Origin of the sequence: Synechococcus sp. A10-1-5-9 (assembly GCF_047716785.1) — a bacterium.
Classification (GTDB): domain Bacteria; phylum Cyanobacteriota; class Cyanobacteriia; order PCC-6307; family Cyanobiaceae; genus Synechococcus_C.
The window spans coordinates 2418704-2433732 of the sequence record NZ_CP180406.1 but is presented as its reverse complement, the minus strand read 5'-3'; the positions used below and the strand labels follow the sequence as shown (position 1 = coordinate 2433732).

General features: G+C 53.7%; 15 protein-coding genes and 1 tRNA gene. 7 read left to right on the top strand and 9 right to left on the bottom strand.

All coding sequences use genetic code 11. The annotated features are described in order from the left end of the window. Positions 1 to 85 precede the first annotated feature (85 nt). Together ACLM45_RS12845 and ACLM45_RS12840 are read left to right on the top strand one after the other, a co-directional pair. Positions 86 to 337, top strand: a complete 252-nt coding sequence (locus ACLM45_RS12845) for a restriction endonuclease (RefSeq protein WP_415409638.1) — start codon at positions 86 to 88, stop codon at positions 335 to 337. Between the two features lie 78 nt (positions 338 to 415). After that, positions 416 to 1291: a ParA family protein gene (locus ACLM45_RS12840; RefSeq protein WP_415411433.1), complete on the top strand. Its 876-nt coding sequence runs from the start codon at positions 416 to 418 to the stop codon at positions 1289 to 1291. Positions 1292 to 1694: 403 nt separating this feature from the next. On the opposite strand, the gene ACLM45_RS12835 is transcribed toward ACLM45_RS12840, so the two are convergent. Both ACLM45_RS12835 and ACLM45_RS12830 read right to left on the bottom strand, forming a co-directional pair. Continuing rightward, positions 1695 to 1901, bottom strand: a complete 207-nt coding sequence (locus tag ACLM45_RS12835; RefSeq protein ID WP_415409636.1) for a hypothetical protein — start codon at positions 1899 to 1901, stop codon at positions 1695 to 1697. 351 nt (positions 1902 to 2252) lie between these two features. Then, positions 2253 to 2450 (bottom strand): hypothetical protein, encoded by a 198-nt coding sequence (locus ACLM45_RS12830; protein WP_415409635.1) that lies wholly within the window; start codon positions 2448 to 2450, stop codon positions 2253 to 2255. 160 nt (positions 2451 to 2610) lie between these two features. Here ACLM45_RS12830 and ACLM45_RS12825 point away from each other — a divergent pair, with 160 nt between their 5' ends. Then, a complete protein-coding gene (locus ACLM45_RS12825) occupies positions 2611 to 2850 on the top strand; it encodes a hypothetical protein (RefSeq protein ID WP_415409634.1) in 240 nt (79 codons plus the stop codon). Positions 2851 to 3178: 328 nt separating this feature from the next. Here ACLM45_RS12825 and ACLM45_RS12820 read toward each other — a convergent pair whose 3' ends face one another. Together ACLM45_RS12820 and ACLM45_RS12815 are read right to left on the bottom strand one after the other, a co-directional pair. Next, positions 3179 to 9631, bottom strand: a complete 6453-nt coding sequence (locus tag ACLM45_RS12820; protein ID WP_415409633.1) for a beta strand repeat-containing protein — start codon at positions 9629 to 9631, stop codon at positions 3179 to 3181. After that, a complete protein-coding gene (locus ACLM45_RS12815; RefSeq protein WP_415409631.1) occupies positions 9628 to 9792 on the bottom strand; it encodes a hypothetical protein in 165 nt (54 codons plus the stop codon). The genes ACLM45_RS12820 and ACLM45_RS12815 overlap by 4 nt, the downstream gene beginning before the upstream one ends. Before the next feature lie 534 nt (positions 9793 to 10326). Between ACLM45_RS12815 and ACLM45_RS12810 the strand changes: the two genes are divergently transcribed. Together ACLM45_RS12810 and ACLM45_RS12805 are read left to right on the top strand one after the other, a co-directional pair. Continuing rightward, complete coding sequence (locus tag ACLM45_RS12810) at positions 10327 to 10593, top strand: hypothetical protein (protein WP_415409629.1); 267 nt, start codon at positions 10327 to 10329, stop codon at positions 10591 to 10593. Positions 10594 to 10722: 129 nt separating this feature from the next. Continuing rightward, a tRNA-Ser gene (locus tag ACLM45_RS12805) sits at positions 10723 to 10777 on the top strand. A gap of 599 nt (positions 10778 to 11376) precedes the next feature. Here the strand turns inward: ACLM45_RS12805 and ACLM45_RS12800 are convergent. The 4 genes from ACLM45_RS12800 to ACLM45_RS12785 form a co-directional block, all read right to left on the bottom strand. Further along, complete coding sequence (locus ACLM45_RS12800; RefSeq protein ID WP_415409628.1) at positions 11377 to 11865, bottom strand: DUF6790 family protein; 489 nt, start codon at positions 11863 to 11865, stop codon at positions 11377 to 11379. Positions 11866 to 12086: 221 nt separating this feature from the next. Then, the gene (locus ACLM45_RS12795; RefSeq protein WP_415409627.1) at positions 12087 to 12329 is read right to left on the bottom strand and encodes a hypothetical protein; all 243 of its coding nucleotides are present in this window, start codon (positions 12327 to 12329) and stop codon (positions 12087 to 12089) included. Positions 12330 to 12789: 460 nt separating this feature from the next. Beyond that, entirely contained in the window at positions 12790 to 12972 is a 183-nt protein-coding gene (locus tag ACLM45_RS12790) for a hypothetical protein (RefSeq protein WP_415409626.1), read from the bottom strand. 477 nt (positions 12973 to 13449) lie between these two features. After that, positions 13450 to 13641 carry a hypothetical protein gene (locus ACLM45_RS12785; protein WP_415409625.1) on the bottom strand — a complete coding sequence of 64 codons (192 nt, stop codon included), beginning with the start codon at positions 13639 to 13641 and terminating at the stop codon, positions 13450 to 13452. A 225-nt stretch (positions 13642 to 13866) separates the two neighbouring features. Between ACLM45_RS12785 and ACLM45_RS12780 the strand changes: the two genes are divergently transcribed. After that, positions 13867 to 14061 (top strand): hypothetical protein, encoded by a 195-nt coding sequence (locus ACLM45_RS12780; protein WP_415409624.1) that lies wholly within the window; start codon positions 13867 to 13869, stop codon positions 14059 to 14061. An 18-nt stretch (positions 14062 to 14079) separates the two neighbouring features. Then, positions 14080 to 14415 carry a hypothetical protein gene (locus ACLM45_RS12775; RefSeq protein ID WP_415411453.1) on the top strand — a complete coding sequence of 112 codons (336 nt, stop codon included), beginning with the start codon at positions 14080 to 14082 and terminating at the stop codon, positions 14413 to 14415. Between the two features lie 236 nt (positions 14416 to 14651). Here ACLM45_RS12775 and ACLM45_RS12770 read toward each other — a convergent pair whose 3' ends face one another. Next, positions 14652 to 14849, bottom strand: a complete 198-nt coding sequence (locus ACLM45_RS12770; RefSeq protein WP_415409622.1) for a hypothetical protein — start codon at positions 14847 to 14849, stop codon at positions 14652 to 14654. Positions 14850 to 15029: the final 180 nt, after the last annotated feature.

Sequence of the window (15029 nt, the reverse complement as noted above, 5' to 3'; positions counted from 1 at the left end):
AAAAACTGAACAAAGAAAGCAAAGCCTGGTCAGACGTCAAAAAAATAGATTTTAACGAAGACCTATCTCTTCTTCAAATTCAAACATGGCAGAACAATTTCGCATCGAAGACCCACTTGATTTTGAAAAGCACGTCGCCATGCAATGCAAGCGAATGGGCTATAAAGTGATTATGCCTACAAGGAATCAACAAGGTTATGATTTAGAGCTCCTCAAAGATGGACAAAGAATTGCAGTTCAGGTTAAAAATCACAAGGCCAAGTCAAATGTATCTCAACTAAGTAAATTTCTGGAGTTTCTTGAACTACCAATCGGCAGCGATTTTAATTCCGGGTAGTTTGTATCTGCAAGTGGCTTTAGTAAGCCTGCTCTTACATCCGTCTCAACAGAGCAACCTCAGAATTTAAAACTAGGGATATCAACCCCATCTGGAATTAAATGGGCATATTCACCAGATGGCGACATTGACGTTGATCATCAAGAATCAAGGATTGCACCAACTGATACCGAGAAGAAAAAAGCAAAACTTCGTTATTTTGGAATCTTTACCTGTAAGGGTGGGGTTGGGAAAACGACTGTAGCCGCTCATTTGGCTGGAGCTTTTGCACTGCAGGGCTATGACGTTATACTTCTAGACTTAGATCCTGACAAAAATCTACGAAAACTATTTCTTGAAGATCAAGAATCTGACGATGACGCTTCGCTGTATGTTCCTTCTCACAAGAAGGGTGAGCTGGGAGCAACAATAACCGTCCTTAATGCAGATGAATGGGACGAGCGCAGTTACTCTGATGTCAAGATAGTCATCTGCGATTGCTCACCTGTTCTTGCCGAAAATCCGCAAGAGCTAGTCAGGAAATTTGACTATTGCGTTATTCCAACAACATTAAACCCCCTTGGTGTTGCCAAAAATGGAGACGTAATTACTAGAACATTCAAGCATATTAGAAGCATAAATTCAGCAGCTCAAATGTTTGCATTAGTCAACTGCTTTAATGCGGCGAAATCCATGAAAAAACGAAATGATATACTTTTGGCAGCTCTTAATAAGTACATATCAGATTACCAATCTTCTGACAAGAAATGTCATCTCATCAATCCTGACTATGCCAAGATAAGGAGAAGTGACTCACTGCTGTATTGGGGTTATCACATAGTCGATGGCAGCAAGCCACAACTTGCATTCCAACCAGTGGCCGGCCGAAGTGCGCCAAGAACAGACTTTCTCCAGCTCGCTGAATACCTTGAAGATCATACTGAAATCAGAGAATTACAAAGAGTGGGTCAGTGAAAAAGGCTAGCTCTTAGGGGTTAGTTGTATCAGCAATCTGCAAATAAAAAGCCGCAACTGATCAGAACCACCTGCCTACTTTGCGTAGTGACAGATCGTCTGAGCGTTGATCATGTAGTCACTCCAACGCGACCAATTTCCGTACTTTACGTAAGAGATCGCATGCCTAGCTGGACTGATGCAAGCACCCATTGATAGAGACACGGCATGAATTGGAAAAATTCCGCTTAATACGGAGCCGAAAACAGCAGCAACGAAGATTACAGTTAAAAATTTCAATCAATTGGTGTTGTGGAGGTCTTCCCTCCTGGACCTCTTCACCATCTCCGTTCCCATCTGAAAGCAACTCCCCAAAAAGGACCATCTTTTTGCCCGATTTCAGGGCTTCGCATCCACCATCTGGTTAGAGGCTCACCCCTAGGTGCCAACTCACCTGCCTGTCTGCTTCGTCAGTGGTGAAGATCGGTTCCAACCAATCGACCATCAGCTCAATGACATCATGCTTTCCAAGCCGTTCGATGCCTAGGGTCAGCCATTCCGTGAAGTCATCAGGTTCATTGGTACGTAGCGCTAGTAGTTTTTCCTGAAGCAAGGCAAGCGTCATCTGCATACCGAGATCACAGTTCAAACGTGACTGCCTTGAGTGTGCCCCGCTGGTTAGACCACAACCGCAGCACCGCAAGCAGGCATCAAAAAGGGGGCAGCCCCTCAGCTATCCCCCTGATGCTTGACGCATTGAAGGCACCACTGCCTTCTCCTCAACATTGGTGGATGAAGCGCCGATATGTACCCCCCCCGAACACCTATTAGGCATTAAGGCTCATTGAGCTCAATTAAGCGCTATTTGAGGATTGTCTTGGCGCGAGCAACACTGCCACGCCTTGGGAGATGAAAAGCAGCGGGTTCCCTCGCCCGCGTCTCCCCCCACCTATCCCGCTTCAGGAGCCCAGCCCATCGCCGCTTATGACGTAGGCGCCCAAAGCCTGCATCGCTTGCTTAGGTGCTCACCCTGCTGCAGCTGCTTCTGCCTGAGCTTGCACCCCACCATGGTGCGGCAGTGCTGGTCGACGCCATAGGTGAAGTGCTGACAGGTCATGCAGACCACGCCGCCTTTCCAGTTCTGCAGGTCGCGGTCATCGACAAAGCCCCACTCCTCCACGACTCAATTGCTAGTACACTTGTTCTAGTGCTGTTGTCCCGCTGTCGTCAACCAGCCACAGCAGCAGCCACCAGCAAAGCCAAAGACACCATCAAGAAAGCCGCAGAACCGCAAACCACCCGGGAAACGCTGAGCAGACTGAGCAACCGGAAATGAACGCATGACTCACACCCGTCAGGTGTCACTGCAGGCGCTGGCTGTGCTGGATCAAGCCGAGACGGACATCGACAGGCTGATGGGGTCAGGCGAGCCAAAGCAGGTGGCATGCGCTTACGGGTTCTTGCTGCGGTTGCTCCACACCACCACCCGTCAGATGGAGACCTCCATCCGCTTTGACAGGTCAGACGTGCTGACTGCAGGCCGTCAGAAAACAGGACACGAAAGTGGACAAAACCACTAATTCCTTGTCCACTTCTGCCCATTTCCTGTCCACCCCCAAGACCCCCTAATCGGACAAACCCTTGGTATCACTAGGGAAAGTGCTGCTACGACTGGCCACTTTTCTGCCTTCTAAGCAGTCGGTCGATGGTTCGAATCCATCAGGGGGCGTCAGTTACATCAACCGATCTCGGATCCTCCATGGTCCCTTGTTCAGTAAAAACGGGCGCCTGCTCCTAGTGGACGCGGCTTTAATCACTCATCAATAAAACGATAAAAACTATGCCATGAAAGTTTTTCGTATTAATCAATTATAACGTGGTTCCTTCTCCTTATCTGGCTTGGGTGAATCAGAGGATCAAGGAGTCTGTGGATAGTTCGCTGACTCCTTTAAGGTTGATTTGAAAGTCTGCAAACAGATCGTCGTCAATATTCAGTCTGAGGACAGCGTTGCTAAACCTTGCCTGGCCAATATCTGTGAACCGATCGGATCCAATGAACACAAAGGCTTGATCTCCGATTGTGTTTGGATCGGCATCAATGCGGGAGAGGTCAATGGTGTCGTCTGCTGTGAAATCAGTGATCTGATCTCTTGTTGCATTGGTTATGCCGGAGTCATTGATGGATTGAAAGAGAAAAATATCGGCGTCGCTGCCGCCGGTGAGTCTGTCTTTTTCTTCTTTGCCAATCAGCGTGTCACTGCCAGCTTTGCCGTTCAGGCGATTTTTGCCTGCATTGCCTTCAAGTCTGTTGTCAAGGTCATTGCCTCTGCCATTGATATTGGCTGTGCCGGTGAGGATCAAGTTTGCAATGCCGTCTGGAAGCGTCAGGCTTTCGGAGGACCTGATCGTTGAGGCAATGACATCGTTGGTATCAATGATCAGATCGGCATTGGCACTGAGGGAACCCGGAGTTCCAGGTTGAGGGAGGACCAGGATGGCTGGATTGCCGTTGGCATCGCTGATGCTGCCGCCATTGAGTTCCAGTGCGGAGGAGGAGAGCTGAGCCAGATCAGGTGAGGAATCACCGTCTTGAACGATGTATTGGAAGGTGAGGGTGCGGCTGCCGGAGCCGGAGATGAAGATCGCTTTGCGATCGATGCTGCCGGTTTCCAGCTGAAGGGTTGGTGTGCCGCCCGTGGTGTCGACAAACACGGGTTCTGAGAAGCCGATGGTGAGGTTGATGACAGCACCGGTGGTGTAGACACCGTTGACGGTGGAGGAGTTCACCCCAGGCGCAGCACCAGTGTTGCGGAAGACAAGGGTGTTACCAGCGGCATTGCCGATGAAGAGATCAGTATCACCGTCGCCATCGGCATCAGCAAAGGCCGGGCTTGCGTTGAAGCCCACATCAGTAATTCCAAAGGGATTGGGTGCACCATTGGCCCCCCGTTCTTGGCTGTAGGCCGGATCGCTGCTGCCTGGAGCGGCGGTGTTGCGGAAGACAAGGGTGTTGCCGTCTCGGTTCCCAATGAAAAGATCCAGATCGCCGTCGCCATCAATGTCAGTGAAGGCGGGGGAGGCGGAGAGGCCTACATCGTTGATTCCAAAGGGATTGGTGGCGGCTTGTGCGTAGGCGGGAGCGGTGGAGCCTGCAGCAGCGGTGTTGCGGAAGAAGAGCGTGTTGCCGCGTAGGTTGCCGATGAAGAGATCGAGATCGCCGTCGTTATCGGCATCAGCAAAGGAGGGCTTAGCGAAACGCCCCACGCCGGTGATCCCGAAGGGATTGGGTGCACCATTGGCCCCCCGTTCTTGGCTGTAATCGGGATCGCTGCTGCCTGGAGCGGCGGTGTTGCGGAAGAAGAGCGTGTTGCCGCCTCGATTGCCGATGAAGAGATCAAGGTCACCGTCGCCATCAATGTCGGCCAGGGTTGGGCTGGCTGCACGGCCTACGTCTGAGAGACCAAAGGGATTGCTGGCAGCTGTTGCGTAGGCGGGAGCGGTGGAGCCTGCAGCGGCGGTGTTTCGGAAGAAGAGGGTGTTGCCGTCTCGATTGCCGATGAAGAGATCAAGATCACTGTCGTCATCAATGTCGGCAAAGGTGGGTTTAGCCGAGAGGCCGACATCGGAGATTCCGAAAGGATTGGTCGCTTCTAAAACGTATATGCGGGTGTCCCTACTGACGAAGGGTGCGATGCCATCGATGACCAGGTTTTTATTGGCGCTCAGTGAGCCAGTTGCACCTGGGTTGGGGAGATTGAGGAGAGCTGAATTACCAGCGGCATCGGCGATGGTGCCGCCGTTGAGTTCGAGTGCTGTTGAGGAAAGCTGATCAAGATCAGCGGAAGTATCCCCTTCTTGAACGATGTATCGGAAGGTGAGAGTGGTGCTGCCTGAGCCGGATACAAAGATCGCTTTGCGATCGATGGTTCCGGTTTCCAGCTGAAGGGTAGGTGTGCCGCCAGAGGTGTCGACAACAACGGGTTCTGAGAAAGAAACAGTGATGTCGATGACAGCACCGATGCCGTAGGTGCCATCAGCGGTGGCAGAGTCGACCGGGGCTACGGGTGTTGCAGCGGTGTTGAGGAAGAAGACGGTGTCGCCGCCTTTGCCGCCGATGAAGAGATCCAGATCACCGTCGTTATCGGCATCAGCGAAGGCAGGGCTGGCTTCGTCAACATCTGTAATCCCGAAGGGATTGGTGACGGCTGTTGCGTAAGCGGGCGTGGTGCTGTCTGGAGCGGCAGTGTTGCGGAAAAAGACGGTATCGCCGTTGCCACTGCCGATGAAGAGATCGAGGTCACCGTCGTTATCGGCGTCAGTAAAGGCCGGGTTAGCTCTTAAACCAACATTCGTAATCCCGAAGGGATTGATTTCAGCTGCGGCGAAAGCAGGAGTGGTGGCGCCTGGCGCAGCGGTGTTGCGGAAGAAAAGGGTGTCGCCGCCTTTGCCGCCGATGAAGAGATCGAGATCACCGTCGTTATCGGCATCGGCAAAGGCAGGGCTGGGGAAAAAGCCAACATTCCCGATCCCGAAGGGATTGTTTTCAGATGCGGCGTAAGCGGGTGAGGTGGCGCCTAGAGCGGCGGTGTTGCGGAAGAAGACAATTTCGCCTTTGTTGCCGATGAAGAGATCCAGATCACCGTCGCCATCGGCATCGGCAAAGGCAGGGCTGGCAAAATCTCCAACATCCGTGATCCCAAAGGGGTTGGTGACAGCTGCGGCATAAGCGGAAACGGTGGCGCCTTCAGCGGCGGTGTTGCGGAAGAAGAGGGTATCGCCGAATTCATTGCCGATAAAGAGATCAAGATCACCATCGTTATCGGCATCAGCAAAGGCGGGGGCGGCAGAGATGGCCACACCGGTGATTCCAAAGGGATTGGTGACGGCTGTAGCGAAAGCGGGAGCTGTCGCGAAGCTGCCTTGGCTCCCAGTGGGCCGGATGGTGTCGATCACCAGTGCGGCATCAGCGCTGAGGGATCCGGCTGCACCTGGATCAGCGAGGGTAAGGATGGCGTTGTTCCCTGCGGCATCGGCGATGCTGCCGCCGTTGAGTTCGAGTGCTGTTGATGAAAGCTGATCAAGATCAGCGGAGGTGTCACCTTCCTGAACGGTGTAACGGAAGGTGAGGGTGGAGCTGCCTGAGCCAGATTCAAAGATCGCTTTGCGATCGGTGCTGCCGGTTTCGAGTTGAAGAGTGGGCGTGCCTGTGACGAACACGACCTCATCAAGGGCAACGGTGATGTCGATGACATCGCCAATGCCGTAGGTGCCATCTGCTGTGGTGGAGTCAACGCCAGTGACAGTTGGCAACACACCGTCAATCACCAGAGCGGCATTGGCTCCTAGCGATCCTTGTGCTCCTGGTTCAGCGAGGGTAAGGATGGCGTTGTTCCCTGCGGCATCGGCGATGCTGCCGCCGTTGAGTTCGAGTGCTGTTGATGAAAGCTGATCAAGATCAGCGGAAGTATCCCCTTCCTGAACGGTGTAACGGAAGGTGAGGGTGGAGCTGCCTGAGCCGGATTCAAAGATCGCTTTGCGATCGATGGGTCCTGTTTCCAGCTGAAGAGTGGGTGTGCCGCCTGTGGTGTCGACAACAACGGCTTCTGAGAAGGAAACAGTGATGTCGATGACATCGCCGATGCCATAGGAGCCGTTAGCAGTGGTGGAGGCGACTGGGGCTACGGGTGTTGCAGCAGTGTTGAGGAAGAAGAGGATGTTGCCTCGTGAATTACCGATAAAAAGATCGAGATCACCGTCGCCATCAGCATCGGCAAAGGCAGGGCTTGCGGTGGAGTCAATATTCGTTATCCCGAAGGGGTTGGTGACGGCTGCGGCGTAAGCGGGATTGGTGGAGCCTGGAGCGGCAGTATTGCGGAAGAAGAGGGTGTTGCCACCGCCATTACTGATGAAAAGATCAAGATCACCGTCGTTATCGGCATCAGCAAAGGCAGGTCTTGTGAGGAAGCCAACCTCCGTAATCCCGAAGGGATTGGTTTCAGCTGCGGCGAATTCGGGCTCGGTGCTGCCTGGAGCGGCGGTGTTGCGGAAGAAGAAGATGTCGCCGTCTTTGTTGCCGATGAAGAGATCAAGATCCCCGTCGCCATCGGCGTCAGTAAAGGCCGGGTTAGCTCTTAAACCAACATTCGTAATCCCGAAGGGATTGATTTCAGCTGCGGCGAAAGCAGGAGTGGTGGCGCCTGAAGCGGCGGTGTTGCGGAAGAAGAGGGCGTTGCCGCCTCTTTGACCAACGAAGAGATCAAGATCTCCGTCGCCATCGGCATCAGCAAAGGCCGGGCTGGCGGCGAAGGAGCCAACATTCGTAATCCCAAAGGGATTGGTGACAGCTGTGGCGTAAGCAGGAGTGGTGCTGCCTGGAGCAGCGGTGTTGCGGAAGAAGAGGGTGTCGCCGTCGAGATTGCCTATGAAAAGATCCAGATCACCGTCGTTATCGGCATCAGCAAAAGCCGGGGCTGCGTTGAAATCAACATTCTCAATCCCAAAGGGATTGATTTCAGCTGCGGAGAAAGCGGGAGCTGTCGCAAAACTGCCCTGGCTGCCGGTAGGTCTGGTGGTGTCGATCACCAGATCGGCATTGTCGCCAAGCGAGCCCGCTTCCCCTGGTTCAGCAAGGGTGAGGATGGCATTGTTGCCGGCAGCATCGGCGATGGTGCCGCCGTTGAGTTCAAGTGCTGTTGAGGAGAGCTGATCAAGATCAGCGGAGATGTCACCGGCTTGAACGGTGTATTGGAAGGTGAGGGTGGTGCTGCCTGAGCCGGATACAAAGATCGCTTTGCGATCGATGGTTCCGGTTTCCAGCTGGAGTGTGGGGTTACCGCCCGTGGTGTCGACAAAAACGGCTTCTGAGAAGGAAACAGTGATGTCGATGACATCGCCAATGCCGTAGGTGCCATCAGCGGTAGCTGACTCGACCGGGGCTACAGGTGTAGCAGCGGTGTTGCGAAAGAAGAGTGTGTCGCCGTTGAAATTGCCGATGAAGAGATCGAGATCACCGTCGTTATCGGCGTCAGCAAAAGCCGGGTTAGCGATGGAATCAACTTCCGTGATCCCGAAGGGGTTGATGACGCCTGCGGCGTAAGCGGGAGCTGTGCTGCCTGGAGCGGCGGTGTTGCGGAAGAAGAGGGTGTTGCCGTATGCCTCGCCGATGAAGAGATCGAGATCACCGTCGCCATCGGCATCAGCAAAGGCCGGGCTGGCGGAGTCTCCAAGATCTATGAACCCGAAGGGATTGAAGTCAGGTGCGGCGAAAGCAGGAGTGGTGGCGCCTGGAGCAGCGGTGTTGCGGAAGAAGTCGATGCCGCCGTTGAACTCACCGATGAAGAGATCAAGATCACCGTCGGCATCGGCATCGGCAAATGCCAGTTTGGCTGCTCTTCCTACATCTATGAGTCCAAATGGATTGGTTGCAGCTGCGGCGTACGCGGGAGTGGTGGCGCCTGCAGCGGCGTTGTTGCGGAAGAAGAGAGTGTTACCGTCATCGTTGCCAATGAAGAGATCAAGATCGCCGTCGCCATCGGCGTCAGCAAAGGCAGGAGTTGCGTAATCGCCAACATTCGTAATCCCAAAGGGATTGGTGTCAGCTGCGGCGTACGCGGGAGTGGTGGCTTCTGGAGCTGCGGTGTTGCGGAAGAAGAGAGTGTTACCGGCCTCGTTACCAATGAAGAGATCAAGATCGCCGTCTCTATCGGCATCAGCAAAGGCCGGGGCGGCGGAGATTCCAACATCTTGAATCCCGAAGGGATTGGTGACGGCTGCGGAGAATGCCGGAGCCGTCGCGCGGAATAGGCTGCCGGTGGGTCTGGTGGTGTCGAGTGAGGCCTCCACCGCAACGGCGATGCCATCAAGAATCAGGATCCGTTGGTCGTTGTCTCGATAAGCCGCTGGATCGGGACTTTCTCCGCGCAATAGGGCTGAGAAGATTGCGCCTTCATCACCAGCCGTGTCGGCTGAACCGTTGAGGCGCCGATCGATGGCATGGCCGAGTTCCTCGAGCAGCACGGCCTCGATTTGCTCAGCGGTGGCCAGCTCCAGCCAGGCGGCATTGAGGTAGATGCGTTCGCCATCATCCGGCGCTGCGCTGGTGTAAGCAGCAATCAGGCCATCCATCGTTGTGGCATCCAGGATCTGGACGCTGATCCCCAGACCGGATGCTTGGATCGAAGCCAGCAGAGCGGCACTCTTGGCGCTGGTGCTTGGAGGCACCCCAAACGCCTGGCGCAGCAGGTCATTAAAGGAGCCTTGATTGCTGCTCCAGGTCGCCAGGCGATCCTCCACCAACAACAAAGCCTCGCTGAGGTTGGCGTTGGTGGATGCGGAGGTGCCTGTGAGCAGCAGTTGAGTCATCGCTCAGTCGATCCGCTTGTGTTGGGTGTGGCTTGAAGCGACTTGAGCGGGGGTGATTGACATCGACGGGAACGGCCGATGGCGAGCAGGTCATTGCCGCCGCACATGCTGTAGGCCAGTGAGAGAAAGGCTTCTTGCGGCCAAAAAGCGAATCCATTCACAGCTGCAATCGTAACAAATTCAGAGGATTGATGGTTCCGTATTGCAGGTCTTGAGGCGTACCTATAGACATCAATATTTTTAGCGACGCAAGATACGTTTGGCACGCTTTTCGACTTTTCATCAGGGCTTTACAACCGTTCGGAAACGCTGGCGTCTGCAGATTCGGTGCACGAGTTATGCAAGCTGACGTTCCAAATACCTGGAGGCACAGGCGCCTCAGTTCGGCAGGTAGACGACCCAGGGCGATGACTGTCTGCGGCTAGGCCTCGGATGTTGGGCAAACCAGAAAGCCGTGGCAAGTGGCTGATGGAATCCAGTTCTTTGAGGAGCAGGAAGCGATTGCTCGGGGCGATTGAGCTGGATCGATCTGATCGGGGAGAAGTGAACCGATGGCGGCGGTTCCCTCTGGGCTTGGACTGATCCCCTTCGATCAACTGAAGAGCTGTGAGCCAGCCTGCATTTGATGTGCCAGCTCGGGCTGGTCGGTTGATTCAGTCCCGGCAGACTGGCTGCTGTGACCCCGCCAGCTGCTGATGCCTTCAGCCCAGATTCCGTGCGTCGAAATGGTGGCGCTGATGGCCATGTCGGATCTGGAACAGATGGAGGGACCGTGGATGGAGCTGATGCAATCGAAGGACCCTGAATCGGTGGCTGTTGCCTTCCGATTGGCACTGGCCCACCTGACGCAGACCAGCAAGCGATTGCAGATGGCTGATGTAATCCATTCGGTGGAGCAGCAGGGAGCAACTGCCTATGAAGCAGTCAGTCATCAGCGGTTGCAGGGGGCTGCAGAGGCCTGAAGCGGAGCCGCAAGAAAGTGAGAGCACTGCTCCCACTTTTACGGAATATCACGCTTGCAACGGCGTGCAGCGACTTGCACAGATCTGCAGAAATCCAGTCATAGACTGAAAAACGACCATCAGCACTAGGCCTTAAAACTGCCTTCTAAGCAGTCGGTCGATGGTTCGAATCCATCAGGGGGCGTCAGTTACACAAAAGGATCTCAGGATTTCCGAGGTCCCTTTTTTAATGCGCAATGGCATCTGCACTCACCTTGCGCTCACCCAGCTTTTCCCGGAGACGTACTGCATTTGCACTCACTTACCTGGCAGGGAAGGCAAAGCAGCCCTCATGGGTGCTCCGTTTGCGGGGTGCCTGCCCCATGGGTTGGTCCGTTCGAAATATGCGCGGCAAGATTTTCTGCGCGTGACGTATGGCGCCGGCGGGCCAACGCTTCGACCATGACGCTACCGCTTGCCTGGGCCGCAGACACCGTGTCCGAAGAGGGCAACTGCTGAAAGCATTCCCCGCTCTAAGAGGGCAATTACAAACTCCACCAATGCTGGCGGAGTGAAGCGTGACTCGAGCCATGAATTGTCACATTAGACACTGCATCCCCTGCCAATTTCTGGCGTAGAAATAATCACAACATTCAACCCAACAGTTGCACTGCTGTACAGAGCAAAACACACTCGTTTCTGGTGCCATTGGGACGAGTTGTGATGCTCCAGGCATTGGGCAGCAGATTCACGTCAGTCAGGTTCGCATCAGTCAAATATGCGCCACTCAAGAATCCATTGGATTCATACAGAGAGAGCCTTGATTCCAAACCAAAACAAGCAAATGGCATACGCTAGGTTTACAAACTTGCTTCCGTATCTGGGATTTTTGGCTTCCTTTAGCTCAAGAAGGTGTAAGACCGCCGCCTGCAACATATAAATGCCGACAAGTAAGATCAATGCTCCGAGGGTTTGTGCATCCCATCCTTGGATCAGTCCAACGATTGCTACCACACCCCACGCGAGATTTGCGAAACCAACTTCAAGCTGAAAGTCGTTTCGTTGTCTATAGACCCAGCCCATGCGCACCGCATCACTTCTGTGAAAGACGGCATGCCGAACAAAGGACAACAGTCCTACTCCGCCGACAGCCCACGCTGATATCCATTGAGTAGAAGCGCCAACATCTCCAGAACCAATGGAGTTAAAAGCATTCCAGAATCCAATGCCTCCAACAATCCATGATAGCTGTAATAACACCTTAGAAATTCTCGGGTTGCTCGACAAAGGCATTTGAATTTTGCTTAGACCCTTTCATTGTCACTTAATAACTTTGAGTTGTCACACTTGCTGATGACACTGTCCATTGATCAACAAAAGCCCCGCCATTGCAGACGGGGTGAATGTTTTGTCGGGAGATCGATAGCGACAACCACGTGCCATGCTTTAGCCCGAAGGGCCTTGTGTAGCTTTCAGCCCCGCATTCATTGCTTCTGGCTTCCCGACGAAGTTGATCAATAGTTGCGGAAGCGAATAGAGCCATAACCACCATTGGAATTTTCAAAGTTGTAACTACCGTCTCCACGATTGGTAAAAATACTGCTGTTGCCATAGTTGTCACGGACTCGGAATCCATTAGTGCGCTGTTGGGATGTATAAGTGCGATTTCCGTAATACTGCGCAGATGCAGGAGTAGTGCTGGCAATAAGTGCAGTACCAGCGATTGCAGCAGCAGCGATTGCGTTGAAGAGTGTCATTTGAGTTTGGAGTAGTGGAGGTCGTCCCTCAGATGTATTCACCATCGCCGTTCTCACTAAAAAGCACCTCCCCCAACTAAGAGATTTATTTGCCCGATTTCAGCCGTCTGCCTCCCCCAACTGGGTCAGAGGATGACTCCAAGGTGCCAACCCACCAGCCTGTCCGCTTCGTCTGTCGTGAGAATCGGGTCCATCCAGACCACCATCGCTCAATGACAGCAACCTTTCCAAGACGTTCGATGCCAAGAGACAGAAATGCCTTGAAGTCATCAGGATCGTTTGCAAGTAGCGCCAGGAGCAGCTCCTGAATCAGCGCAAGGGGCACCTAAGGTCGATGGGCATGGTTCAGATGCAACTCCTGAGAGGATTCCCGCGCTGAAGGAACTTGAGAGTTGTTCCAGTGGACAGGGTCACTGGCTTACGGAATACCCCTTCCGTGAACTTCATGAAAGAGCCACCTTCACGTGGCGTTTGTCGCCCTGAAGCCGCAAGGCGTGCTGGATGCCTTGCGGATGTGGTGCTGGTTGGGGCTTTGCCGCATCTGAGCAAATGCGCATTGGCAGGATGGCCAGGTTTTCCCGTAGCGAAATTGAGAGACAAAAAGTGCTATCTGATACTTCAACTGCTGTTCAACGATGGCCATGGTTAGATCAGTTCACGAATTGATCAAATGGATCTCAAACGCAAGAGCTGCCAGGAATTAAACAATCAACTGGCTGTCTACAGAGAGTCTCACAACACAAACGGAACAGATGCTGTCTTACGTCAGATGGCCCACGAACACTGCCCCATTCAAACGCCCGGCTTATCGCGCTGACCACACTCCTGGGGCTGTCTGAAGGTCTTTCTGGATCAGTGCGCTGCTCGACGTCAGCACTCCGTAGCGTGGCTTGGGATGCTGTCTGAGTGAAAAAGGACGTCTTACGTTCCACCAACAAAAACCCCGCCATTGATGACAGGGTGGTGTGCGTGAGGTCTTGTCGGGAGATCGATAGCCACACCACAACGCCCCCTGCTTTCCCCTTTCGGGTCTTGTATTGCTCTCAGCGCCGCTTTCATAGCATCAGGCTTCCCAAAAAAGGTGATCAGTGGAGTTGCTTGGGCCTGCAGCAGATGCTCGCTATGGAGGGAGCTCGAGGTGCTGACCAATTCCCATCAGAGCTGCACCGGCGGGGTTGACGCTCGATTCCCCCATCCGATGCGAGGGGTCTACCCATCGACGTGAACTAGATACCTGGCGTACCAGGCCGATGAATCGATTCGTTCTGAGGTAGTAAGCGTTCAGGTTGTCGTTGCCTCGGATCCTGACCATCCCGCCAGGGGGTGAACAATAGGAAATTTCCTGCTACTAGCCCTGCCGTTACGATCACAGCGGCTAGCTGTTCCAGCTGTTCGACATCCATCTCTGCATTCTCGCGCTCACCTTTGCTGTTCCTTCGGGAGATGTCCCAATAACTTGACCACTGGAGCCCTCGGCAGACTAAGAGGGGGCGTTAGGGGTAGTAGCTGGCCGCATCACTCCTGCGAGTCCTGATGGGTGGCCCGCACAACATTCAAGGGAGAAATCATGGACAGGTCTGTTCGGCAACGCCGGTTTATGGATGCAGCAGAAGCCCTGGCCCTGACCATCGCGGATGCGAACCTGAAGCCGAGCGAAATGCTCGACGCGGGTGCTGCTCTGGGTCAAGGGAGCCGCGCCCTCTCAAGCCGCTCTGTTGCGATGGATCAGTGACGTGGAACGACCTACTGGGTGAAAAGTGATCCATTACTGGCCAAAATCCATTCGAACATCTGGAGAAGCCAGGTCGTAGGCGGTGAACTTTCACGTTTCGCTGGTTCGGTCCCTTGGCGGTTTTCACCATCAGGGCCAGGTCAGTTGGCTGGCGATAGTTTCTACTCCTTCAATCAACCTCAACTGTCTACCGAAGTACGCAACTGGGACATCGTCGCAAAGGCAAAGGAAGCAGCTGGTTCCACATCAAGCCAGATGTACGTCCGCGCCAAAGCATTGGCTTCAGGCAAGCTCGATCCAATGCCCACAAGCTTGCCCAAAGCGCCGTACAGCATTTCCGCTGTAGCTGGTTGATTTTGGTTTCCAACCCGACTTAATCCGAGTGGAGACCATAGTTGGCCATTGCTGACCAGCAGAAGATCGTGCAGTTCAAACCTGATGCGCCAACGGCACACGGGGAATGGGTAATCCTTCGGACATTTCACTGGGGGCCGCCGGATTACCCAATTCCCCCGTCACTCAAAGGGTGGGGAAGGCGCATCCCCCAAACGGCCCAAATTCTTTCTCTTGAAGTCAACCAAAGTGATCACTTAGCGGTATTGATGGCAAGCACCCTGTTCAAATAGCCCTCTTCCAAAAAAAGAACCAGTCAAACAGGCTTTCCGCAGCTTGTCGTTTGCTGCATCAAGCGAGCCACTTTCGTTGACAATCTGCGGTGTCGGCTCACTCACGGCTTGGGTTCCACCACTGCAACCCGTAATCACCACGATTCCAACGAAGGCAGCCATCAGGGATATCGCTCTCATAGTGCTATTTCATCTGTGTTCACCTTCGCCGTTCTCGCCTGAATGCACTTCCCCAAAATGGGGGATTTCTCCACCCGATTTCAGACAATTGCCCATTTCCCCATTTAGATGTTGAGAACTCTTGACTACTACCCATTAATGAATTGTACAGATGTGGAACCA

Excerpts from the sequence above, each read along its gene's own strand:
- ACLM45_RS12810 (WP_415409629.1), top strand. The coding sequence starts at position 10,327 with ATGCCTTCAGCCCAGATTCCGTGCGTCGAAATGGTGGCGCTGATGGCC.
- ACLM45_RS12835 (WP_415409636.1), bottom strand. The coding sequence starts at position 1,901 with ATGCAGATGACGCTTGCCTTGCTTCAGGAAAAACTACTAGCGCTACGT.
- ACLM45_RS12800 (WP_415409628.1), bottom strand. The coding sequence starts at position 11,865 with ATGCCTTTGTCGAGCAACCCGAGAATTTCTAAGGTGTTATTACAGCTA.
- ACLM45_RS12795 (WP_415409627.1), bottom strand. The coding sequence starts at position 12,329 with ATGACACTCTTCAACGCAATCGCTGCTGCTGCAATCGCTGGTACTGCA.
- ACLM45_RS12845 (WP_415409638.1), top strand. The coding sequence starts at position 86 with ATGGCAGAACAATTTCGCATCGAAGACCCACTTGATTTTGAAAAGCAC.
- ACLM45_RS12790 (WP_415409626.1), bottom strand. The coding sequence starts at position 12,972 with ATGGCCATCGTTGAACAGCAGTTGAAGTATCAGATAGCACTTTTTGTC.
- ACLM45_RS12770 (WP_415409622.1), bottom strand. The coding sequence starts at position 14,849 with ATGGCTGCCTTCGTTGGAATCGTGGTGATTACGGGTTGCAGTGGTGGA.
- ACLM45_RS12820 (WP_415409633.1), bottom strand. The coding sequence starts at position 9,631 with ATGACTCAACTGCTGCTCACAGGCACCTCCGCATCCACCAACGCCAAC.
- ACLM45_RS12785 (WP_415409625.1), bottom strand. The coding sequence starts at position 13,641 with ATGGTCAGGATCCGAGGCAACGACAACCTGAACGCTTACTACCTCAGA.
- ACLM45_RS12825 (WP_415409634.1), top strand. The coding sequence starts at position 2,611 with ATGACTCACACCCGTCAGGTGTCACTGCAGGCGCTGGCTGTGCTGGAT.